The following is a 20377-nucleotide window of genomic DNA, read 5'->3' on the forward strand; positions in this document are numbered from 1 at the left end:
GACAACTCCCCTATCCTAGCCGGTCCGAACGGCAACCGCGAACGCGCGCGGTGCCCGGGCATGGCGGGGGACGGATGCCACGAGTAGGGTCGCCCGCATGAGCCGGGTCTCCGTGGAAGCCGCCAGCGCCGATCGCTTCGCCGACGTCCAGCACGCCCTCACGGGCGGCGGCGATGGGGCGAGCTGCCAGTGCCAGTGGTGGACGCTCACCAACGCGCAGTTCTCCGCGACCGGGGTCGATGAACGCCGCCGCATTCTGCGCGACGAGATCGATGTCGGCCCGGCGCCCGGGTTGGTCGCGTACGTCGAGGGCGTCGCCGCGGGCTGGGTGCGTGTCGGACCGCGGGTGCGCCAACCCCGGCTCGAGCGCACGCGCGCGTTCGCGTCCGTGTCCGATCAGCCGTGGGACGACGCATCCGTTTGGGCCGTCACGTGTTTCGCGACCCGTAGGGAGCACCGCGGGGAAGGGGTCACGGCGACGCTGCTCGACGCCGCGGTCGCCTTCGCGCGGGACGGCGGTGCGCGAGTACTCGAGGCGTATCCGATCGACCCCGAGGCCGGCCGACGCCACACCGCGAACTCGCTGTTCCACGGAATCCTGTCCACGTTCCTGAGCGCCGGCTTCCGAGAAGTCGGGCGGTCTCGCCCCGATCGCGTCGTCGTCGCGCTCGATCTCCGCGAGTGAGATGCCCGGACCGCCGCACGAAACTGTTTGACATCATGGACGGATGACCTCCACCGCCCGCGTCGACGCCTGGCTGTGGGCGGTCCGGGTCTACAAGACCCGCTCCGCGGCGACCACCGCGTGCCGCGCCGGTCACGTGCGCGTCAACGGCGAGAAGGCGAAGGCGGCCCAGCCGGTCAAGCCCGGCGACGAGGTGCGCGTCCGGATCTCGGGGTTCGACCGGATGCTCGTCGTCCGTCAGCCGATCGTGAAGCGCGTCGGCGCGGCCGTCGCAGCGGACGCCATGGAGGATCGGACGCCGCCACCACCACCCCGGGAGCTCACCGCATTCGTGCCGGTCCGCGATCGCGGTGCAGGGCGTCCCACCAAACGTGAAAGACGCGACATCGAGAAGCTCCGCGGGCGCTGAGGGGAGCGCCCGAGCGACTCACTCCGAGAAGAGGAACGATCGAAGGGCGGCCGTCCACTCCCCGAACGCGTCCAAGTGTGCGTCGTGGGACGCTCTGACGAGATCCGTCCGCGTCACGTCCTGACCCCGACGGACGAACTCCGCCTTCCGCTCCTCACTGAACATGCCCCCGTCGGCGTAGACCGCGAGGGTGGGAGTCCTGACGCTTTCCCACTCGCGCCACTTCGGTGCGCTCATCCCCTCGAGCACGCGCACCATCACGTCCGGATCGAAGCGCGGATGAAACCCATTCGCACGTCGCTCGAGATCTTCGACCCACACCCGCGCGAGCGCACCGTCCCCCAGGAACACCTGCGCGTCGGCACGATTCGCGAAGGGAACCGGCCACGACCGGAAGAAGGACCCGATCGCGGCACGATCGTCTGCGGCCCCTCCGCCGGCGTCCCCCTCGAGCATCACCAGTCGCCTGATCAGTTCGGGGCGGTGCGCCGCCACCAGCATCGCGGTGTGCGCCCCCATCGACTGGCCGAGGAGGTCGACCGGCTCACGCCACTCCGCTTCGATCACCCGTACGACGTCGTCGACGAAAGCGAGCCGCGACACATCCGCGGGCGCCCGCGTGCTGGCGCCGTGACCGCGCTGATCCACGAGGATCATTTGCCTCGGCGCCAGGGCCGCAGCGGTCGGGACGAATTCGTTGCTGCTCCCGGCAAGCCCGTGCAGGATGACGATCCCCGGCTCAACGCCGGCGAACACCGTGTACGCGATCGTCGCGCCGTCGAAGGCCGTGATCGCACGATGCTCTGCCGCCATCGAGCCACCGTACATCGGAGGGCGCGGGGTTAGTTCCCCGCGTCTCGGGAGAGGTGCGCGCCGAGCGGTGCGAGACCCGCGATGACCTCGCGGTAGATCTCGCCGGCACTCGCGGCGTCGCCGAGCTCGGACCGCCGCACCCATTCGCCGAACACGACACGGATGATCGCGTCCATCGCCGCGACCGTCGCGCGGATCGTCAGAACATCGGCGTCAGCGCCCGCCGCGTCGACCGCGGCATCGATGAGCTCGTCGGCGTTGTCGATGTCGTTCGTCACCGCGCGCGCGAGGAGCGTGGGCTCCGACTCGATCACACGGCGGACCCGGAGCACCCGCGCGCGGATGTCGGGCCGTCGATCGAAGTCGTCGAACAGTCGCACCCACGCGTGCTGGATCGCCGGCGCCAAGGCCGCCCCCGCACGCACGTCGTTCACGAGCTCGACGCGAATCGACCGATAGGTCTCATCCTCGTGGAAGAGCGCGTGCTCCTTCGTCGGGTAGTAGCGGAAGAACGTCCGCGGAGAGATGCCGGCGGCCGCGGCGATCTCATCCACCGTCGTCGCGGCGACGCCCCGCTCCTCGAAGAGCGTGAGCGCGGCATCCGCCACTTCGCGCAGCGTCTCACGCCGTCGGCGCTCCCGCAGACCGACGGGCGCAGAGTCGTCAGACGTCATGCAAAGGATTCTACACCTGCCGCCAACTTGGCAGTCACTGCCATATACTCAACGAGTCCTCGCCGCGCGCGACCGCGCGGCGCGCCCCGAACGAGAAAGAGCGTCCCCGTGACCCTCGAGAAGAACCTCCCGCCCACACCGACCGAAGAGACGCGCGCCGCGCGCGCCGTCCGCCCCGGCACAGTCATCGCCCTGCTCGTCGTGTCGGCCTTCGTCGTGATCCTCAACGAGACGATCATGAGTGTGGCGCTCCCCCGCCTCATGGAAGACCTCGGCATCACCGCCGCCACCGCGCAGTGGCTCACGACCGGGTTCCTCCTCACGATGGCCATCGTCATCCCGCTCACCGGATACCTGCTGGCTCGCTTCCCGCTCCGCGGGCTCTACCTCACCGCGATGAGCCTGTTCACGATCGGCACCCTCGTCGCAGCCCTCGCCCCGGGCTTCGAGGTCCTGCTCCTCGGTCGTATCGTCCAGGCCTCCGGCACGGCGATCATGATGCCCCTGCTCTTCACCACCGTGCTCACGATCGTCGCCCCCGAGCGGCGGGGCCGCATGATGGGAGTCATCTCCATCGTCATCGCCGTCGCCCCGGCGATCGGCCCGACCGTCTCGGGCATCATCCTGTCCGTCCTCGACTGGCGATGGATGTTCTGGCTCGTCCTCCCGATCGCCGTCATCGCCCTGACCCTCGGGGCGCTGTGGGTGAGAAACGTCACCGAGACCCGCGCGGCGAGCTTCGACATCCTCTCCGTCGTCCTCTCGGCTCTCGGCTTCGGCGGCCTCATCTTCGGCCTAAGCTCGATCGGCGAAGCCGCCTCGGGTCACGCCCCCGTTCCGGTCTGGATCCCCCTGACCGTCGGCGCCATCGCCGTGGTCGCTTTCGTCCTCCGCCAGCTCCGCCTGCAGCGCACCGACTCGGCCCTGCTCGACCTCCGCACCTTCCGCTCCCGGCCGTTCGCTCTGGCGACGGTCCTCGTCGCCGTGGTCTTCTCCGCCCTCTTCGGCTCGCTCATCCTGCTCCCGCTCTACCTGCAGCAGGTGCTCGGACTCGACACGCTCGCCGTGGGGCTCATGCTGCTCCCGGGCGGCATCGTCATGGGCGCCATCGCGCCGGTGGTCGGCGCGCTCTTCGACCGCTTCGGACCGCGCCCGCTCGTCCTCCCGGGCATGATCGTCGCCGCCGCGGCTCTCTGGGGGATGACCACGTTCGACGCGGGGACGCCGATCGTGTGGATCGTCTCCGTGCACGTCGCCCTGAATCTCGGCCTCGGCTTCGTCTTCACCCCGCTGCTCACGTCGGCGCTCGGGTCGCTCCCTCCGACCCTCTACTCGTACGGCTCGGCCACGGTGAGCACGCTCCAGCAGCTGGCCGGAGCCGCGGGGACGGCCCTGTTCGTCACCCTCATGTCGGTGACCGCCGCCGGGGCCCTCGCCGAAGGCGCGACCCCGATCGCGGCCACCGCGGACGGGGTGCACGCGGCATTCCTCGTCGGTGCGATCGTCGCGAGCGCCGCCGTGGTGCTCGCCGCCTTCGTCCGCAACCCCGCTGTGGACGCACCGACGCCGCGGCAGGCGACGGCGCACTGAACCGCGGCGGAATCAGGGCAGGAGATCGCGCAGCCAGCGCGGGCCCCGGACGACGGCACCGGCCTGTTCGCACCGTGCCGCGAGTTCCCGGTCGGCAGTCACCACCGTCACCGAACGCCCGGCGTCCCCAAGACGTCGGGCTTCGGTGACGATCGCATCATCCCCGGAGCGTTCCGCACGCACCACGGCGACGCCGTCCACGTCGGCTGCGGCGCGCCCCTCCCCCTCGACGACCGCGACCCACGCGGGAAACCACGTGTGCTCGGGCAGCGCGAGCGCGGCCGCCGGAATGCCACGGGATGACAGCTCCTCCAGCGCAGCCAGGAGGCGATCCGCCGCGCCGGCGCGATCACGCCACCACCCGTCCGGAACCGAGCCCACCACGTTCGCCACATCGACCACCACGGCGGGACGCAGCGCGACGAGCTCTTTCAGACGCACCCACGCGGTGGCGAAACCCGGATGCAGCGGACGTTCCTCGACGACCGCCGCGGGCACCCATTCGAGCGCGTTGCTCTCAGGATCGCTGATCGTCGCTTCGAACGGCGTCTCGACGTCGCCGATCAGCGTGGTGTACGACCAGTAGCCGAGATCCAGCACGCTCAGCAGCCGCGGGCGGATCGCCCCCGACGGCACACCCGCCTCTTCGGCGGATTCGCGGAGAGCGGCATCCGCCGCCGACTCGTCCTCGTGACGCGCGCCGCCCGGAAGCCCCCACGTGTCGCCGAAATGGCTCCAGGAGACACGATGCTGCAACAGGATGCCGCGCACGGCGTCTACGGCGAGGAGCCCCGCCGCACCGAACCGACCCCAGTACCGCGCACCGTCCGGGCCGACGACCCACGCGTCACCGGGGTTCCTCGGCGTCGGCCGCTCGTTCGTCACCCCGCAAGCCTGACACACCGGCGACACGGACGGGTCAGCGCTGGCGGCGCTCCCGCACGCGCATGTTCGTCACGATCGGGGTGCCCTCGAACCCGAAGACCTCGCGGAGGCGACGCTGGATGAACCGGCGGTAGCCGGGGTCGAGGAACCCCGTCGTGAACAGCACGAATGTCGGCGGACGCGTGGCCGCCTGCGTCCCGAACAGGATGCGCGGCTGCTTGCCTCCCCGGAGCGGGTGCGGGTGTTCCGCGACGAGCTCGGCGAGGAAGGCGTTGAACTTCCCGGTCGAGATGCGCTGGTCCCACGACGCCAGAGCCGTCTCCAGGGCCGGTACGAGCTTGTCGAGGTGACGTCCCGTACGCGCGGAGATGTTCACCCGCGGAGCCCACGCGACGTGTGCGAGATCCTGCTCGATCTCCCGCTCGAGGTAGCGACGCCGGTCGATGTCCTCCATGTCGTCGTCGTTGAGGCGATCCCACTTGTTGAAAGCCAGCACGAGCGCGCGGCCGGACTCCAGCACGAGGTCGATGATGCGGACGTCCTGCTCGCTGAGCGGCTCCGAGACGTCGAGGACGACGACGGCGACTTCCGCCTTCTCCAGCGCCGCGGACGTGCGCAGGGACGCATAGAAGTCCGCGCCCTGCTGCAGGTGCACACGCCGACGGATGCCGGCGGTGTCGACGAACCGCCAGAGCTTGCCTCCGACCTCCACGACCTCGTCCACCGGATCGCGGGTCGTGCCGGCCAGCTCGTTGACGACGACGCGCTCTTCGCCGGCGGCCTTGTTCAGGAGGGAGGACTTCCCCACGTTCGGGCGCCCGAGGATCGCGACGCGGCGCGGGCCGCCGATCTCGTGCCCGGCGACAGCGGAGATCTCCGGCAGCACCTTCATGATCTCGTCGAGGAGGTCCGCCACGCCCCGACCGTGGATCGCGGAGACCGGGTGGGGCTCGCCGAGTCCCAGGTTCCACAGGGCCGCGGCCTCGGGCTCCTGTCGGGCGTCGTCGACCTTGTTGGCGACGAGGAACACCGGCTTGCCGCTCTTGCGCAGCAGCTTCACGACATGCTCATCGGTGGATGTCGCCCCCACCATCGCATCGACGACGAACAGCACGACGTCGGACAGATCGATCGCGACCTCCGCCTGCGCCGCCACCGACCGGTCGATGCCGCGCGCGTCCGGCTCCCATCCGCCGGTGTCGACGAGCGTGAACCGGCGATCCATCCATTCGGCCTTGTACGTCACCCGGTCGCGCGTGACACCGGGGGTGTCCTCGACGACGGCTTCCCGACGCCCGAGGATGCGGTTCACCAGCGCGGACTTGCCCACGTTGGGGCGGCCCACGATGGCGACGACGGGGAGCGCCGGCAGGTATTCGACCTCGCCGTCGCCGGAGAGGACCCCCTCCAGAAGCTCGGCGTCCTCCGCCTCCAGGGCGTAATCATCGAGGCCGGCTCGGAGGGCCGCGGCCCGCTGCTCGGCGAGGTCGTCGTCGAGCCCGGCCATGTGCTGGGCCAGGGCGTCGGACGTCCCGGCGTCGTCGGGGACGTCGAATTCGCGATCGTCAGTGTGCATGGGAAGCCTCCAAGGCTCGGTCGATCACGGCGAGGACGGCGTCCACGGTCTGATCGAAGTTCAGATCGGTGGAATCGACGACCTCGACGCCGGGCGCCGCGGCGAGGAAGTCGACCACCTTCGAATCGGCGGCATCGCGCCGGTGCAGGGCCTCGGCGACCGCCGCGGCATCCTGCGATGTCAGTTCTGCGCTCCGACGCGCGGCCCGCACTTCCGGCGCCGCGGTGAGGAGGATCCGCGCGGGCGCGTTCGGCGCGACGACGGTCGTGATGTCGCGACCCTCGACGACCACCGCGGTCAGACCCGACGAGGCGACGAGGGCACGGAAGAGCGCGGTGAGGGCATGGCGCACCGCGGGCACGCGCGCAACGCCGCTCACGGCGTCCGCCACCCTCGGCTCGCGGATGGCCGACGTCACGTCGGCGGTCCCGACACGCACCCAGCGGTCATCCGGATCGAGCGAGATGGCGTAGTCGAAGTCGCCGAGCACATCCAGCACGGCGGATGAATCGGACGTGTCCGCTCCGTGCTCGAGCGCGTGCCACGCCAGGGCGCGGTAGGCGGCGCCGGTGTCGAGGAAGCCGTAGCCGCGGCGGCGCGCGACCTGCTGCGACACGCTGGACTTGCCGCTGCCGGCAGGGCCGTCGACGGCGATGACCACCGGTGTCTCGGGAACGGAATCGGTCATGGAGTGGTGCTCGCAATCTTCCAGCCGCGCGATTCGAGCCCGTCGACCGCGCGGCGCACCGCACCGGGGACGACGCTGATCTCCGCGAGGCCGAACTGGGCGCCGGGCGAATGCTCCAGGCGCAGGTCTTCCACGTTGACGTCGAGCTCACCGAGCTCGCCGAACAGACGGCCGAGCTGACCGGGCGTGTCGTCCACCATGACGACCACCTGCTCGAAGCGGCGGTTCTGCCCGTGCTTGCCGGGGAGCCTCTCGACGCCGTCGTTCCCCCGGCGGATGGTGTCGGCGACCGTACGGCGCGCACCGGGCGCGTCGGGCGCGCGAAGGGCCTCCGCGACCGTCGCCAGATCATCGGCGAGCGCCGTCAGGACATCCCGCACGGGTTCGGCGTTGGCCCCCAGGATCTGCACCCACAGCTCCGGGGCGGATGCCGCGATCCGCGTCGTGTCACGCAGGCCCTGGCCGGTCAGCTGGAGGGAGCGGTCCGGCGCATCGGCCAGACGTCCCGCGAGGAGGCTCGACACGAGCTGCGGCACGTGGGAGACGAGCGCCACCGCGCGATCGTGCTCCTCGGGCGTCATCTCGATCGGCGTCGCACCGAGATCCAGCGCCAACGCCTCGACCATGGTCAGGTCGGCGGCGGACGTCTCCTCGTCGCGGCAGACCACCCACGGCCGGCCCACGAAGATGTCCGCACGGGCTGCGATCGCCCCTCCGCGTTCCCGCCCCGCCATGGGGTGCGATCCGATGTATCGAGCGAGATTTGCGCCGCGCGCGCGCAGTTCCCGCAGGGGCTCGAGCTTGACGCTGGCGACATCGGTGACGACCGCGTCGGGGAAGGCGGCGAGCTCGCGCTCGACCACATCGGCGACGACGTCGGGCGGCACGGCCACGACGACGAGTGCGGGCGCGTCTCCCTCGCGCGCGGGACGCCCGGCGCCGTAATCGACGGCGAGGCGCAGCTGCGCCGGCGAGGTGTCGGCGAGCGCCACGTCGACGCCCGAGGCGCTGAGGGCATGGCCGATGCTCGCGCCCAAAAGCCCGGCGCCGACGATGCGGACGGGTCCGCGCGTGCGCGTGGCCAGCACGGTGGCGTCGGTCACTCAAGTCTCCAGATGCTCGGAAGCAGTGGCGCCGCGGGCGAGGGTGAGCAGAGCGCCGCGCTCCACTTTAGTCAATTCGCGGCTTCCGCCCGCTGGCAGGGTTCCCAGGTGGAGCGGCCCGAACTGGCGTCGGACCAGCTCCACGACCGGATGCCCCACCTCGGCCATCATCCGTCGGACGATGCGGTTGCGTCCCGAGTGCAGGGTGAGTTCCACGAGCGACCCGGTCCCCTCCGTGCTGCGGGAGAGGAGCCGCGCCTTGTCGGCGGCGATCGGACCGTCCTCCAGCTCGATCCCCGAGAGGAGACGCTGGATCGTCGCAGGCGCGACGCGGCCCTCGACCTTGGCGATGTAGACCTTGGTGACCCCGAACGACGGGTGCGCGAGCACGTGCGCGAGATCCCCGTCGTTCGTGAGCACGAGCAGGCCGCTGGTCTCGGCGTCCAGGCGCCCCACGTTGAAGAGGCGTTCGGGGTACGGCTCGACGAACGGGCGGAGGTCCCGGCGGCCACGGTCGTCGCGCATCGAGCTGACGACCCCCGTCGGCTTGTTGAGGATCACGTAGCGCTTGGACTGGTCGAGCTGCACCGCGGTGCCGTCGACGTCGACGAGGTCGTTCTCGGGATCGATGCGACGGCCGAGCTCGGTCACCACGACACCGTTGATGCGGATCCGCCCGGCGACGATCATCTCCTCCACCACGCGGCGGGACGCCACACCGGCGGCCGCGAGGACCTTTTGCAGACGGATGCCTTCGACATCGCTCATCGACGTACTCCTTCGTCCAGACCCTCGGAGCGACCGACCTCCTCGGCACCTTCCAGGAAGGGCGAGATGGGCGGGAGCTCGTCGAGGGAGTTGATTCCCAAGTGGACCAGCAGAGCATCGGTGGTCCCGTAGTTGATGGCGCCCGTCTCGGCATCCGCGAACAGTTCGGTGATGAGTCCGCGCGCGAGGAGCGTCCGGACCACCGAGTCCACGTTGACCGCGCGGATCGAGGCGACCTGCGATCGCGTCACGGGCTGCTTGTAGGCGATGACGGCGAGCGTTTCCAGCGCCGCCTGCGACAGCCGCGCGGGCGCCTGTCCCCCGACGTATTCCGCGATGAGGTCATCGTGGTCCTCGCGGACGTACATCCGCCATCCGCCCCCGACCTCGCGGAGCTCGAAGCCGCGGCGCGGGCCGTCCGCGCGGCCGTCGTAGTCGGCTACGAGGGTGTCGACGGCCTGACGGACCGCGGGCACGGGTGCGCCGACGGTGGCCGCCAGGGAGACGAGGGACAACGGCTCCTCGGCGATGAAGAGGATCGCCTCCACGCGGCGCACGGTGTCGAGGGCCCCGTCCGGCTCAACGGTGTCATCGGTCATAATCGGCTCCCAACGAGGCGAGGTTCTCATCCGACCAGCGCTGCGCGCTCCAGCGGAGGGTCAGCTCCCCGAGCGGCTCGAGCTGCTCGAACGACAGGGCGGCGTGCCGATACAGCTCCAGCACCGAGAGGAAGCGGGCCACCACCACGCCCGGAGCGCGGACGCCCGCCACGAGTTCGCGGAACGAGAGGGTGCCGGCATCGCGAAGGAGGGTGACGACGATCGCCGCCTGCTCCCGGATGCTCACGAGCGGGGCATGCAGGTGGTCCAGGCCCACGTGCGGGATGTCCTTCGGGGTCATCGCGAGAAGCGCGAGCGCCGCGAAGTCGTCCGGGGTGAGGGTCCACCGCAGCTCGGGGGCCGCGTGACGGTACTTCGCGTCCAACCGCACCGACCGGGCGTGGCGCTGATCCTCGCGGCGGAGGGAGCGCTCGAACCACGCCGAGACCTCCTTGAACGCCCGGTATTGCAGCAGACGGGCGAAGAGCAGGTCGCGCGCTTCCAGGAGAGCCACGGACTCGGCGTCCACCAGCTCGCCCTGCGGGAGAAGGCCCGCCACCTTCATGTCGAGCAGCGTCGCGGCCACCACCAGGAACTCGGAGGCCTCTTCCAACTCCTGGTCGGGGCCGAGGGCGCGCAGATAGGCGATGAACTCATCGGTCACCTTCGAGAGGGAGACCTCCGTGATATCGAGCTCGTGCTGCGAGATGAGACTGAGGAGCAGGTCGAACGGCCCGTCGAAGACGCCGAGGGAGACCCGGAACCCGGGGGTGTCGTCGGCCGGCGCCTCAGGCGACGGCGCCACGGGCGACCAGCTCCCGCGCGAGTCGGAGGTACGCCTGCGCGGCGGCGTGCTCGGGCGCGAACTCGGTGATCGGCATACCGGACACCGAGGCATCGGGGAACTTCACCGTCCGCCCGATGACCGTTTCCAGCACGTCGTCGCCGAAGGCGTCCACGACGCGCTCGAGGACCTCGCGGGAGTGCAGGGTGCGCGCGTCGTACATCGTCGCCAGGACCCCGTCCAGCTCGATGGAGGGGTTGAGGCGGTCCCGGACCTTGTCGATCGTCTCGATGAGCATCGCGACACCGCGGAGGGCGAAGAACTCGCACTCCAGGGGAATGAGGACGCCGTGGCTGGCGGTCAGGGCGTTCACGGTCAGGAGACCCAGCGACGGCTGGCAGTCCACGAGGATGACGTCGTACTCGCCCGCGACGCGGCGAAGAGCGCGGGCGAGGGTCTGCTCGCGCGCGACCTCGTTCACCAGGTGCACTTCGGCGGCGGACAGATCGATATTGGCGGGGATGACGTCGAGTCCCTCGACGCGGGTGCGCACGATCACCTCGTGCGGATCGCGCTTGCCGTCCAGCAGCAGGTCGTAGATCGTCGGGATGTCGTGCGTCTGGATGCCGAGACCCGCCGAGAGCGCCCCCTGCGGGTCGAAGTCCACGGCGAGGACGCGGCGGCCGTAGCTCGCGAGCGAGGCGGCGAGGTTGATCGTGGTGGTGGTCTTGCCCACCCCGCCCTTCTGATTGCAGAGCGAGATGATGCGCGCGGGCCCGTGCCCGTCGAGCGCGGGCGGCGTGGGGAAGCCCCGGTAGGGTCGCCCGGTGGGGCCGATCGGGGTGTCGTCCTCGGACACCTTCGCCGCGCTCCGCTTACTGCCCGCCACCGACACTCTCCACTTCCTGACCGTCCGGTCGATTGTAGCCCCGAGCGCGCGGATGAGCCGTGACGTACACGTCGCGGAGCGCCTCGATCGAGACGTGGGTGTAGATCTGGGTCGTCGCCACCGACGCGTGTCCGAGCAGCTCCTGCACGACGCGCACGTCTGCGCCGCCCTGCAGCAGGTGCGTGGCGAACGAGTGGCGGAGAGTGTGCGGCGACACGTGCGCGGTCAGCTGCGCCCGCTCCGCCGCCGCGCGGATCACCAGCCAGGCGCTCTGACGTGACAGGGGCGCTCCGCGCGCGCCGAGGAAGAGACGCGCGCTCCCCCGCCCGCGCCGCGCGAGCTCCGGTCGCGCACGTGTGAGGTAGGCCTCCAGCGCCGCCCGCGCGTAGGAGCCCACGGGCACCATCCGCTCCTTGTCGCCCTTGCCGCGCACCCGCACGACCTCGCGGTCGGCCAGGTCGTCGACATCCAGCTGCACGATCTCCGATACGCGCGCGCCCGTCGCGTACAGCAGCTCGAGGAGCGCCCGGTCACGCAGGGCCACGGCATCCGCCGGCACCGCCTCGGCCGGTGCCGGTCCCGCGGCATCGAGCAGGTCCTCGACCTGCGCGATGGTGAGGGCCTTCGGCAGGCGCCGAGGCTGGCGGGGCGGTCGCATTCGTCGCGTGGGGTCCTCCGTCTCGACCCCCTCCCGGGTGAGGTGACGATGGAGCCCGCGGACGGAGGACTGCAGGCGCGCCAACGACGACGCCGCGGGCGCGGGCTCGGACGACGCACGTGCGGCGACGAAGTCGGTGACCGTCTCGACGCCGATCTCGGACGTGTCGCGGATCCCGCGCCCGTCGAGCCACGCCGCATACGCCGCGAGGTCCCGGCGGTAGGCCGCGACGGTGTGCTCGGAGAGACCCCGCTCGAGCGCGACGTGGCGCAGGTAGTCCTCGACCGCTCGATCCGGGCGCACGTCAGTGCTCGTTCGTATCCGCCCGACGCAGCCGTTCCGCGGCCGCCAGCACGCCGACGGCGAGGATCCCGTTGCGCAGCCGACCGGCGAGGACGCCCTCCACGGCATCGGCGAGCGGCATCCACTCGATGCGGATGTCGGCCTCCTCCGCCTCTCGCGCATGGGCGTGACCGACCGCGGCGAGACCTCGGGCGAGGAACACATGGACGACCTCGTCGTTGCCGCCGGGCGTGGTGAAGACGGAGACGAGCTCCTCCCAGCGGTCGGCGACGAGGTCGACCTCCTCGGCGAGCTCGCGTCTCGCCGTGTCCGCGGGCGGCTCGCCCGGCACATCGAGGAGCCCGGCGGGGATCTCCCAGTCACGATGGCGGATGGGATGCCGGTACTGCTGGATCAGCAGGACACGGTCATGGTCATCGAGCGCGACCACCGCGGCCGCGCCGGGGTGGTCGACGTATTGGCGGACGATCTCCTCGTCCCCGTAGCGGAGGGTGTCGCTGCGGACGTCCCACACGCGCCCCTCGTAGACGAGGTCGCTGTCGGTGACCTCGACCTCGACGGGTTCGTCGCGGAGCTGCTCAACCATTGTCGACGTCGAACAGCTCGCTGGAACGGTGGCGCTCGAGGGCCGCGCCGATGAGCCCTCGGAACAGCGGGTGGGGCTCGGTCGGGCGGGAGCGCAGTTCCGGATGCGCCTGGGTCGCGATGTAGTACGGGTGCACGTCCCGAGGAAGCTCGACGTACTCCACGAGGTTCCGGTCGGGCGAGAGACCCGAGAACACCAGGCCGGCCTCGGCGATCTGGTCGCGGTAGCGGTTGTTGACCTCGTAGCGGTGGCGGTGGCGCTCGGACGCGGTCGCAGCGCCGTAGACCTCGGCGGCGAGGGATCCGGGAGCGAGGTCCGCCTGGTACATCCCGAGGCGCATCGTGCCGCCCAGGTCGCCGCTCTCGAGGATGTCGACCTGCTCCGCCATCGTCGCGATGACGGGGAAGGCGGTCTCCGGATCGAACTCGCTCGAAGACGCCCCCGCAAGGCCTGCCTTGTTGCGGGCGTACTCGACGACCATGCACTGCAGCCCCAGGCAGATTCCGAGGGTGGGGATGCCCTGCTCGCGGGCGAAGCGCAGCGCGCCCAGCTTCCCCTCGATCCCGCGGATGCCGAACCCGCCGGGCACGACGATGCCGTCGAGGTCGCCGAGCGCCCGCGCGGCTCCTTCCGGCGTCTCGCATTCGTCGGAGGGGATCCAGCGCAGGGTGACGTGGGTCTCGTGGGCGAAACCGCCCGCCTTGATGGCCTCGGTCACCGAGAGGTAGGCGTCGGGGAGATCGATGTACTTCCCGACGAGCCCGATCGTGACTTCGTGCTTCGGGTTGTGCACGGCCTGAAGCACGCGGTTCCAGCGCGACCAGTCGACCTCGGCGGATCCGCCGAGCCCCAGGGCGCGGACGATGTAGGAGTCCAGCCCCTGCGTGTTGAGCATCGTGGGGATGTCGTAGATGCTCGGCACATCGACCGCATTCACGACGGCGTCCTCGTCCACGTCGCACATGAGCGCGATCTTGCGCTTGTTCGACTCGGTGACGGGCCGGTCGCTGCGGAGCACGAGCGCGTCGGGCTGGATGCCGATCTGGCGGAGCGCCTGGACGGAATGCTGGGTGGGCTTGGTCTTCTGCTCTCCCGATGCCCCCATGAACGGGACGAGGGAGACGTGGACGAAGAAGACGTTGCCGCGACCGAGCTCGTGGCGGATCTGGCGGGCGGACTCGATGAACGGCTGCGATTCGATGTCGCCGACGGTGCCGCCGATCTCGGTGATGATGACGTCCGGCTGCGGCACCTCGGTGGCCTGGAGGCGCATGCGGCGCTTGATCTCGTCGGTGATGTGCGGAATCACCTGGACCGTGTCGCCCAGGTACTCGCCCCGCCGCTCACGGGCGATCACCTGCGAGTAGACCTGACCGGTCGTGACGTTCGCCGCCTGGCTCAGTTCGATGTCCAGGAAGCGCTCGTAGTGGCCGATGTCGAGATCGGTCTCGGCGCCGTCGTCGGTCACGAAGACCTCGCCGTGCTGGAACGGGTTCATCGTTCCCGGATCCACGTTCAGATACGGGTCGAGCTTCTGCATCACCACGCGCAGTCCGCGCGCGGTGAGGAGGTTCCCGAGGCTGGCGGCGGTCAGTCCCTTGCCCAAAGACGAGACGACACCCCCGGTCACGAAGATGTGCTTGGTGGTGTCGCCGTTCTTTTCACCGTGGGAGGCCGTTTCAGGGACATCTCCAGAAGTCTGCATCACGGGCTTCGATCCTATCAGTGCCGGGATGCGCCGAGTTCGAGCAACTCGCGCGCGTGGGTGAGCGCCGCCTCGGAGTCGGGCATGCCGGACAGCAGCCGCGCCATTTCCGCCTCCCGCTCCGCGCCCTGCAGGCGCCGGACATCGGACGACGTGACGCCGCCATCGCCGGCCTTCACGACCGAGAGGTGGTTGCCCGCGAACGCCGCGACCTGGGCGAGGTGCGTCACGGCGATGACCTGCGAGCCTTCGGCCAGTCGGGCCAGTCGTCGCCCGACCTCGATCGCGGCGGCGCCGCCGATGCCGGCATCCACCTCGTCGAAGACGAACGTCGGAACGGGGTCCGTGGCGGCGATGACGACCTCGATGGCGAGCATCACCCGGCTGAGCTCTCCCCCGGATGCACCACGGGACACCGGACGCGGCTCCGCACCCGGATGCGGCGCGAGGAGGAGGGAGACCTCATCCCGACCGGCGGCCGTGGCCTGCGCGGGAGCGACCCGGACCTCCAGACGCGCGTCGGCCATCGCCAGCGCCTGCAGCTCCGCGGTCACGGCCTCGGCGAGACGTCCTGCCGCATCGACGCGCGCGGCCGTCAGCACCTCCGCAGCGGCGTCCAGAGCGTCGGCGGCGGCATCCCGCTCACCTGCGAGGCGCTCGGCACGGCCGGAGTCGTCGTCGAGCTCCGCCAGACGGGCTGAGCCGGCCTCCCACAGCTCGAGGGCGGCATCGAGGGAACCGTGTTCGCGCACCAGCGCACCGAGGAGGGAGCGCCGCTCCTCGACGGCGGCGAGCTCATGGGGACCGGACTCGTCGAGATCCGCCAGGAAGCCGGCGAGGGACGCCGCGATGTCGGCGACCCGATAGCCGACCTCGCCGATCTGCTCACCGAGCGCCGTCAGAGCGGGATCCTGGACGCGGTCGAGCGCCCGTCGGGACTCGGCGAGCAGGATGCCGGCATCGGGGGCGTCTCCGTCACCGGAGAGCACGGCGTGTGCAGTGGCGGCGGCCAGCCGCAGCTCCTCGCCGTTCGCCAGGCGCTCCGCCCGCACGGCGAGCTCCTCATCCTCGCCGGGCTGCGGTGCCACCTGCTCGAGGGTGTGGAGCTGGGACCGGAGAAGGGCGGCTTCCTGGGCACGCTGCTCGCGCTGTTCGACCAGCGTCGTCAGTGCCTCGTCGAGTTCCCGCCACCGTGAGAAGGCCGCCGCGTATGCGTCCCGCGCGGTGTGCACGGGGGCGCCCCCGAATCGGTCGAGAGCCTCCCTCTGCGCCGCCGCCGACCGCAGGCGGAGCTGCTCGGATTGCCCGTGCACCACGACCAGATGGTCGGCGAGATCGCCGAGCACCGCCGCCGGTGCGGCGCGTCCTCCGACGGTGGCGCGTCCGCGTCCTTCGCGGGACACCGTGCGGCCGACGATCAGCTCGCCCCGCCCGTCACCGAGGGGGTCGATCTCGCCACCGGCGTCGCGGACGCGCTCCGCGACGGGTCCGTCGTCGTCGACGATCCAGACGCCGTCGACGGTCGCGCTGGCGGCGCCGGAACGCACGGCGGAGGAGTCGGCGCGTTGCCCGAGGAGGAGCCCCAGACCCGTGACCACCATCGTCTTGCCCGCGCCGGTCTCACCCGTGATGGCCGTGAATCCGGGTCCGATCGGCAGCGTCGCCTCCGAGATCACGCCGAGGTCGCGCAGGCGCATCTCTTCGATCACGGTGCCGCGTCCTTCCCGCCGCGTCCGCCGGGCGAGGTCGGACCGCGCCATCCTTCGACCGGCAGGCGGAACTTGCGCACGAGCCGATCGGTGAAGGCCGCGGGATGGAGCCGGGCGAGGCGCACGGGGCGCCGAGACCGGCGGACGACCACCCGTGCTCCCGGCGGCAGATCGTGCGAGCGCCGTCCGTCGCACCACAGCACGCCGATGCCGTTGGTGCGCTCGAGCACCTCGATCGCCACCGCGTGCTCGGGTCCCACGACCAGCGGCCGGGCGAAGAGGGCGTGCGCCGACAGCGGGATGACCGCGATCGCCTGGACGCTCGGCCAGATGACCGGCCCCCCGGCGGAGAAGTTGTACGCGGTGGATCCGGTGGGTGTCGAGACGACGACGCCGTCGCAGCCGAAGCTCGACAGCGGTCGGCCGTCCACCTCGATGACGACCTCGAGCATCCGCTCCCGGCTCGCCTTCTCGACCGTGGCCTCGTTGAGGGCCCACGTCTCGTAGATCACCTCGTCCTGGGCGTTCTTGACCCGCACCTGGAGTGCGAGGCGCTCCTCGACCTCGTAGGCGCGATCGATGACGCGACGGACTGCTTCGTCCATGTCGTCCTTGTCGATCTCCGCAAGGAAGCCGACGTGCCCCATGTTGATGCCGAGGACCGGCGCGGTCCCCTCGCGGACGAGTTCGGCGGCACGGAGAATGGTGCCGTCGCCCCCGAGGACGATCGCCAGCTCTACCTCGGCGACGGCGACGTCGGCGCCGAGCACCGCGACGTCGTCGAACCCCGCGCGCGCAGCGATCAGCTCGGCGCGGTCGTCGGCGGCGAGGACCGGCGTCGCGCCGGCGGCGCGGAGTGCGCGCACCACGCGGTCCGCCGCGTCGACGGTGTCGTCGCGCAGCGCGTGCGCGACCACCAGGATGGGGCGCTGGACGCGCACATCATCGTTCATCGGCTCCCTGCCAGTCGGTTCACGGTGCCTGACCATTCTGACGGATCGACCTCGTGCCCCGGCGCCAGGTGCACGATGTACTCGGCGTTGCCGTGGGTGCCGACCAGCGGAGACGCGAGGAACCCGCGGATGCCGAATCCCTGATCCCACGCGGTCCACAGCACCCGCTCCACGGCGTCTACCCGCGCGATCGGGTCCGTGACGAGACCGCCCTTGACCGCGGTGCGCCCCACTTCGAACTGGGGCTTCACCAGCAGGATGACGTCGGAGTCGGTGGTGGCCACCTCTCCCACGGCGGGGAGGATGTGCGTGAGCGAGATGAACGACAGATCGCCCGTGATGACGGAGGGCGACTCGGATCGTCCGGATGCCTCAGCCAGCAGCTCAGAGGTCATGTACCGCGCGTTGAAACCTTCGACGACGACGACCCCCGGGTCGCCGGCGATGGTGGGATCCATCTGACCGTGCCCCACGTCCACGGCGAGCACCTCGCGCGCGCCGCGCTCACGGAGCACCTGGGTGAAGCCGCCCGTGGAGGCGCCGAGATCGAGGGCGAGCCGGTCCGACACGTCGAGGCCGAAACCGTCGAGACCGGCGATCAGTTTGTGCGCTGCCCGGCTGACGTAGTGGTCCGCGCTCGCGACCGTGATCTGCTGGTCGGCGGCGACCCTCAGCGCCGCCTTGACGACGGGGCGGCCGTCGACGCTCACGACGCCCAAAGAGATCAGCGTCGCCGCGTGGGTGCGCGAACGTGCGAGTCCGCGTGCCGCGAGTGCGGCATCCAGACGCTCCGTCATGAAGAGGACGGGGTCGGCCCCGCCTCGAGCTCCCGGGCCAGGGCGTCGTGCAGGGACGCGTAGGCATCGGCGCGGGACGCCAACGGCTGCGCCTCGATCACCTCGAGCGCGGAGAGCAGGTCGGCGGTCTCGGTCACCTCGAAACGGTCCATCGGCCCATGCTACGACGCGGGTCAGGGATGGCGGAACGGATCGGCGTAGAGCTGTTCGGGAACGCGGAATCCGAAGATCGCACGACCGGTCGCCCAGATCGCCGCGGCGGCCGCCCGCAGAAGGTCGATCTGGGAGTCGCCGGCGCTGTCGATACGTACGTCGACCCCGTCGATCCGCACGCGCGCGCGACCCGCGGTCGCGACGTCGCCGCGCACGCTGACCTCCGGGTACGGCTCGTGCAGCTGGCGGAGGTCCTCGAGGATGTACGTGGGGTGCGAGCCCTGCGGCGCCGCCAGCACGTGCTTGGGACGATCGATGCCCGTCAGGACGAGCGCGGAGGGAATACCCGCGCGGTTCGCCCCGAGGATGTCGGTGTCCAACCTGTCGCCGAGGAAGAGTGCCCGCTGGGCACCGAACCGGGCGAGAGCCTCCTCGAAGATGGGGACCTCCGGCTTGCCCGCGACCGTCGCCAGCCGGCCGACCGCGGTGTGGACCGCGGAGACGAGGGTGCCGTTCCCCGGCGCGATCCCGCGCGCCTGCGGGATCGTCCAGTCGGTGTTGGTCGCGATCCAGGGGATCCCACCTTCGGACTCCGGAACCGCCAGGGCGTAGGCAGCCTCGGCCAGCTGCGTCCAGCCGACCTCCGGCGCGAAACCCTGCACGACCGCCGCTGGTGCGTCATCCGCGCTCCGCGTGGCTCGGAAGCCGGCCTTGTCGACCTCGTTGAGCAGGCCCTCTCCGCCCACCACCAGCACGGTGGAGCCGGCGGGAATGAGACCCGCGAGCAGACGCATGGCCGCTTGAGGGCTCGTGACGACATCCTCGGGGCGGGTGGGAATGCCGAGAGAGCTCAGATGCGCCGCCACCGACGCGTCCGTGCGCGAGGCGTTGTTCGTGATGAACCCGAGTGCGCGCCCATCGCGAGCGCGCTGGAGGCTGTCGACCGCGTGCGGGAGGGCGCCGGCGCCCGCATAGACGACGCCGTCGAGATCCGCCAGGACCGTGTCCACCCCGTCGAGAGGCGTCGATCCCCCGCGGCCGAAAAGACGTTTCGCCGACAGCGCCATCAGGATCGATCGCCCTCGACGGGACCATCGTCGATCACCGTGTCCTCGATGACGATCGTCTCGAGATCCGCGGCGCCACTGGCGTCGTCCAGCGCCTCCGCCGCGATCTCCGCACGGCGCTGCCACACGTCCGCTTCATCCGTCCGGCCGAGCTCCTCGAGCACGGCCGCGCGCGCGGCGAACAGAGCCGGACTCCACTCGAACGCGCGGTCGGGATCGAGTTCGGGAATGTCCAGCTCCGTGAGGGCGCGCTCGGTCTCCCCGAGATCGAGGCGCGCGCCGGACATCGCGATCGCAAGCTCCACGCGCACCGGCACCGGCAGGGCGGAGCGATCCACCGACCGACCGACCTCGAGCGCTCGATCGGGGCGGCCGACGCCCCGCTCGCTGTCGACGATCAGCGCGATCTGGTCATCCTTCCCAGAGATCCGCCGATAGGTGCGCAGCTCCCGCAACGCGAGTGCGTAGTCCTCGGTCGCGTAGGCGGTGATCGCCACGGTCTCTCGAACGATCGCGATCCGGCCCGCGCGCCGGGACGCGGCGAGGGCATGGCGGTGCGCGAGAGCGGGATCGTCGTCGATCAGCCGTGCCGCCATCGCAAGATGGCGCGCGACCTGATCGGCGTTCTCCTTGCTCAGTGTCTTGAGCTCATTGCGCGCGGGGCCGTTCAGGTCGCGCGCGGTGATCTCCTCGGGAATCGGCGGGTCGTCGTGACGCGGACGATCGTCGCGCGCCGCACCCTCGCGGGGACGCCGATCCGGGCGGTCGGCCCCACCGCGGGTGGGGCGGGATCCGTCGCTACGCGGCGGGCGTCCGCCCCCGCGTCCGCGCTCGCGCGCGCTGTCATCGGATCGGCGCTCGGCCATATCGACTCCTCGAGGATCTCTCTGTTCATGTATACCCACGGAGTGGGTGTTAACGCGAAAGGGCCACCCAGCGTTGGGTGGCCCTTTCGTTTAAAAGAAGTCCGGCGGTGTCCTACT

General features: G+C 70.8%; 22 protein-coding genes. 3 read left to right on the forward strand and 19 right to left on the reverse strand.

The window, feature by feature from the left end; translation table 11 throughout:
* Positions 1-97: 97 nt before the first annotated feature.
* Together ABXJ56_RS15225 and ABXJ56_RS15230 are read left to right on the forward strand one after the other, a co-directional pair.
* Complete coding sequence (locus ABXJ56_RS15225) at positions 98-685, forward strand: GNAT family N-acetyltransferase (RefSeq protein WP_354000562.1); 588 nt, start codon at positions 98-100, stop codon at positions 683-685.
* Positions 686-728: 43 nt separating this feature from the next.
* Positions 729-1094 carry an RNA-binding S4 domain-containing protein gene (locus ABXJ56_RS15230; RefSeq protein ID WP_354000563.1) on the forward strand — a complete coding sequence of 122 codons (366 nt, stop codon included), beginning with the start codon at positions 729-731 and terminating at the stop codon, positions 1092-1094.
* Positions 1095-1112: 18 nt separating this feature from the next.
* Here ABXJ56_RS15230 and ABXJ56_RS15235 read toward each other — a convergent pair whose 3' ends face one another.
* On the reverse strand, positions 1113-1907 hold the full coding sequence (locus ABXJ56_RS15235) for an alpha/beta fold hydrolase (protein ID WP_354000564.1): 795 nt from the start codon (positions 1905-1907) through the stop codon (positions 1113-1115).
* A 29-nt stretch (positions 1908-1936) separates the two neighbouring features.
* Positions 1937-2581, reverse strand: a complete 645-nt coding sequence (locus ABXJ56_RS15240; protein WP_354000565.1) for a TetR family transcriptional regulator — start codon at positions 2579-2581, stop codon at positions 1937-1939.
* Between the two features lie 108 nt (positions 2582-2689).
* On the opposite strand from ABXJ56_RS15240, the gene ABXJ56_RS15245 reads away from it, so the two are divergent.
* Positions 2690-4171: a DHA2 family efflux MFS transporter permease subunit gene (locus tag ABXJ56_RS15245; protein ID WP_354000566.1), complete on the forward strand. Its 1482-nt coding sequence runs from the start codon at positions 2690-2692 to the stop codon at positions 4169-4171.
* A 12-nt stretch (positions 4172-4183) separates the two neighbouring features.
* Here the strand turns inward: ABXJ56_RS15245 and ABXJ56_RS15250 are convergent, their stop codons facing one another.
* Genes ABXJ56_RS15250 through ABXJ56_RS15330 form a run of 17 tightly spaced genes read right to left on the reverse strand, consistent with a single transcriptional unit; the run spans position 4184 to position 20260 of the window.
* A complete protein-coding gene (locus tag ABXJ56_RS15250) occupies positions 4184-5056 on the reverse strand; it encodes an NUDIX domain-containing protein (RefSeq protein ID WP_354000567.1) in 873 nt (290 codons plus the stop codon).
* Positions 5057-5090: 34 nt separating this feature from the next.
* Positions 5091-6563, reverse strand: coding sequence for a ribosome biogenesis GTPase Der (gene der, locus ABXJ56_RS15255; RefSeq protein ID WP_435405017.1), 1473 nt, complete (start codon positions 6561-6563; stop codon positions 5091-5093).
* A gap of 58 nt (positions 6564-6621) precedes the next feature.
* Positions 6622-7320, reverse strand: coding sequence for a (d)CMP kinase (cmk, locus tag ABXJ56_RS15260; RefSeq protein ID WP_354000569.1), 699 nt, complete (start codon positions 7318-7320; stop codon positions 6622-6624).
* Positions 7317-8423 carry a prephenate dehydrogenase gene (locus ABXJ56_RS15265; RefSeq protein ID WP_354000570.1) on the reverse strand — a complete coding sequence of 369 codons (1107 nt, stop codon included), beginning with the start codon at positions 8421-8423 and terminating at the stop codon, positions 7317-7319. Before ABXJ56_RS15265 ends, cmk begins: the two co-directional genes overlap by 4 nt.
* The gene (locus tag ABXJ56_RS15270) at positions 8424-9191 is read right to left on the reverse strand and encodes a pseudouridine synthase (protein WP_354000571.1); all 768 of its coding nucleotides are present in this window, start codon (positions 9189-9191) and stop codon (positions 8424-8426) included.
* Positions 9188-9790, reverse strand: a complete 603-nt coding sequence (gene scpB, locus ABXJ56_RS15275) for an SMC-Scp complex subunit ScpB (RefSeq protein ID WP_354000572.1) — start codon at positions 9788-9790, stop codon at positions 9188-9190. Before scpB ends, ABXJ56_RS15270 begins: the two co-directional genes overlap by 4 nt.
* Positions 9780-10595 (reverse strand): segregation and condensation protein A, encoded by an 816-nt coding sequence (locus tag ABXJ56_RS15280; RefSeq protein WP_354000573.1) that lies wholly within the window; start codon positions 10593-10595, stop codon positions 9780-9782. Before ABXJ56_RS15280 ends, scpB begins: the two co-directional genes overlap by 11 nt.
* Positions 10579-11469 (reverse strand): ParA family protein, encoded by an 891-nt coding sequence (locus ABXJ56_RS15285; protein ID WP_354000574.1) that lies wholly within the window; start codon positions 11467-11469, stop codon positions 10579-10581. The genes ABXJ56_RS15280 and ABXJ56_RS15285 overlap by 17 nt, the downstream gene beginning before the upstream one ends.
* Entirely contained in the window at positions 11450-12424 is a 975-nt protein-coding gene (xerD, locus tag ABXJ56_RS15290; protein ID WP_354000575.1) for a site-specific tyrosine recombinase XerD, read from the reverse strand. The genes ABXJ56_RS15285 and xerD overlap by 20 nt, the downstream gene beginning before the upstream one ends.
* Before the next feature lies 1 nt (position 12425).
* Entirely contained in the window at positions 12426-13010 is a 585-nt protein-coding gene (locus tag ABXJ56_RS15295; RefSeq protein ID WP_354000576.1) for an NUDIX hydrolase, read from the reverse strand.
* Positions 13003-14715 carry a CTP synthase gene (locus ABXJ56_RS15300; protein WP_354000608.1) on the reverse strand — a complete coding sequence of 571 codons (1713 nt, stop codon included), beginning with the start codon at positions 14713-14715 and terminating at the stop codon, positions 13003-13005. Before ABXJ56_RS15300 ends, ABXJ56_RS15295 begins: the two co-directional genes overlap by 8 nt.
* Positions 14716-14732: 17 nt before the next feature.
* On the reverse strand, positions 14733-16424 hold the full coding sequence (gene recN, locus ABXJ56_RS15305; protein WP_354000609.1) for a DNA repair protein RecN: 1692 nt from the start codon (positions 16422-16424) through the stop codon (positions 14733-14735).
* Entirely contained in the window at positions 16421-17377 is a 957-nt protein-coding gene (locus ABXJ56_RS15310; protein ID WP_354000577.1) for an NAD kinase, read from the reverse strand. The genes recN and ABXJ56_RS15310 overlap by 4 nt, the downstream gene beginning before the upstream one ends.
* Entirely contained in the window at positions 17374-18174 is an 801-nt protein-coding gene (locus ABXJ56_RS15315; RefSeq protein ID WP_354000578.1) for a TlyA family RNA methyltransferase, read from the reverse strand. Before ABXJ56_RS15315 ends, ABXJ56_RS15310 begins: the two co-directional genes overlap by 4 nt.
* The gene (locus ABXJ56_RS15320) at positions 18171-18326 is read right to left on the reverse strand and encodes a hypothetical protein (protein WP_354000579.1); all 156 of its coding nucleotides are present in this window, start codon (positions 18324-18326) and stop codon (positions 18171-18173) included. Before ABXJ56_RS15320 ends, ABXJ56_RS15315 begins: the two co-directional genes overlap by 4 nt.
* Positions 18327-18347: 21 nt before the next feature.
* A complete protein-coding gene (locus tag ABXJ56_RS15325) occupies positions 18348-19394 on the reverse strand; it encodes an HAD-IIA family hydrolase (RefSeq protein ID WP_354000580.1) in 1047 nt (348 codons plus the stop codon).
* Positions 19394-20260, reverse strand: a complete 867-nt coding sequence (locus ABXJ56_RS15330) for a hypothetical protein (protein ID WP_354000581.1) — start codon at positions 20258-20260, stop codon at positions 19394-19396. The genes ABXJ56_RS15325 and ABXJ56_RS15330 overlap by 1 nt, the downstream gene beginning before the upstream one ends.
* Between the last annotated feature and the right edge of the window lie 117 nt (positions 20261-20377).

The organism is Microbacterium aurantiacum, from assembly GCF_040532595.1.
Taxonomy (GTDB): domain Bacteria; phylum Actinomycetota; class Actinomycetes; order Actinomycetales; family Microbacteriaceae; genus Microbacterium; species Microbacterium chocolatum_B.

What these genes read in the sequence shown, in the direction of transcription:
- ABXJ56_RS15225 (WP_354000562.1), top strand. Translation starts at nt 98, where the DNA reads ATGAGCCGGGTCTCCGTGGAAGCCGCCAGCGCCGATCGCTTCGCCGAC.
- ABXJ56_RS15230 (WP_354000563.1), top strand. Translation starts at nt 729, where the DNA reads ATGACCTCCACCGCCCGCGTCGACGCCTGGCTGTGGGCGGTCCGGGTC.
- ABXJ56_RS15235 (WP_354000564.1), bottom strand. Translation starts at nt 1,907, where the DNA reads ATGGCGGCAGAGCATCGTGCGATCACGGCCTTCGACGGCGCGACGATC.
- ABXJ56_RS15240 (WP_354000565.1), bottom strand. Translation starts at nt 2,581, where the DNA reads ATGACGTCTGACGACTCTGCGCCCGTCGGTCTGCGGGAGCGCCGACGG.
- der (WP_435405017.1), bottom strand. Translation starts at nt 6,563, where the DNA reads ATGGCCGGGCTCGACGACGACCTCGCCGAGCAGCGGGCCGCGGCCCTC.
- cmk (WP_354000569.1), bottom strand. Translation starts at nt 7,320, where the DNA reads ATGACCGATTCCGTTCCCGAGACACCGGTGGTCATCGCCGTCGACGGC.
- ABXJ56_RS15270 (WP_354000571.1), bottom strand. Translation starts at nt 9,191, where the DNA reads ATGAGCGATGTCGAAGGCATCCGTCTGCAAAAGGTCCTCGCGGCCGCC.
- scpB (WP_354000572.1), bottom strand. Translation starts at nt 9,790, where the DNA reads ATGACCGATGACACCGTTGAGCCGGACGGGGCCCTCGACACCGTGCGC.
- ABXJ56_RS15295 (WP_354000576.1), bottom strand. Translation starts at nt 13,010, where the DNA reads ATGGTTGAGCAGCTCCGCGACGAACCCGTCGAGGTCGAGGTCACCGAC.
- ABXJ56_RS15300 (WP_354000608.1), bottom strand. Translation starts at nt 14,715, where the DNA reads ATGCAGACTTCTGGAGATGTCCCTGAAACGGCCTCCCACGGTGAAAAG.
- ABXJ56_RS15310 (WP_354000577.1), bottom strand. Translation starts at nt 17,377, where the DNA reads ATGAACGATGATGTGCGCGTCCAGCGCCCCATCCTGGTGGTCGCGCAC.
- ABXJ56_RS15315 (WP_354000578.1), bottom strand. Translation starts at nt 18,174, where the DNA reads ATGACGGAGCGTCTGGATGCCGCACTCGCGGCACGCGGACTCGCACGT.
- ABXJ56_RS15320 (WP_354000579.1), bottom strand. Translation starts at nt 18,326, where the DNA reads ATGGACCGTTTCGAGGTGACCGAGACCGCCGACCTGCTCTCCGCGCTC.
- ABXJ56_RS15325 (WP_354000580.1), bottom strand. Translation starts at nt 19,394, where the DNA reads ATGGCGCTGTCGGCGAAACGTCTTTTCGGCCGCGGGGGATCGACGCCT.
- ABXJ56_RS15330 (WP_354000581.1), bottom strand. Translation starts at nt 20,260, where the DNA reads ATGGCCGAGCGCCGATCCGATGACAGCGCGCGCGAGCGCGGACGCGGG.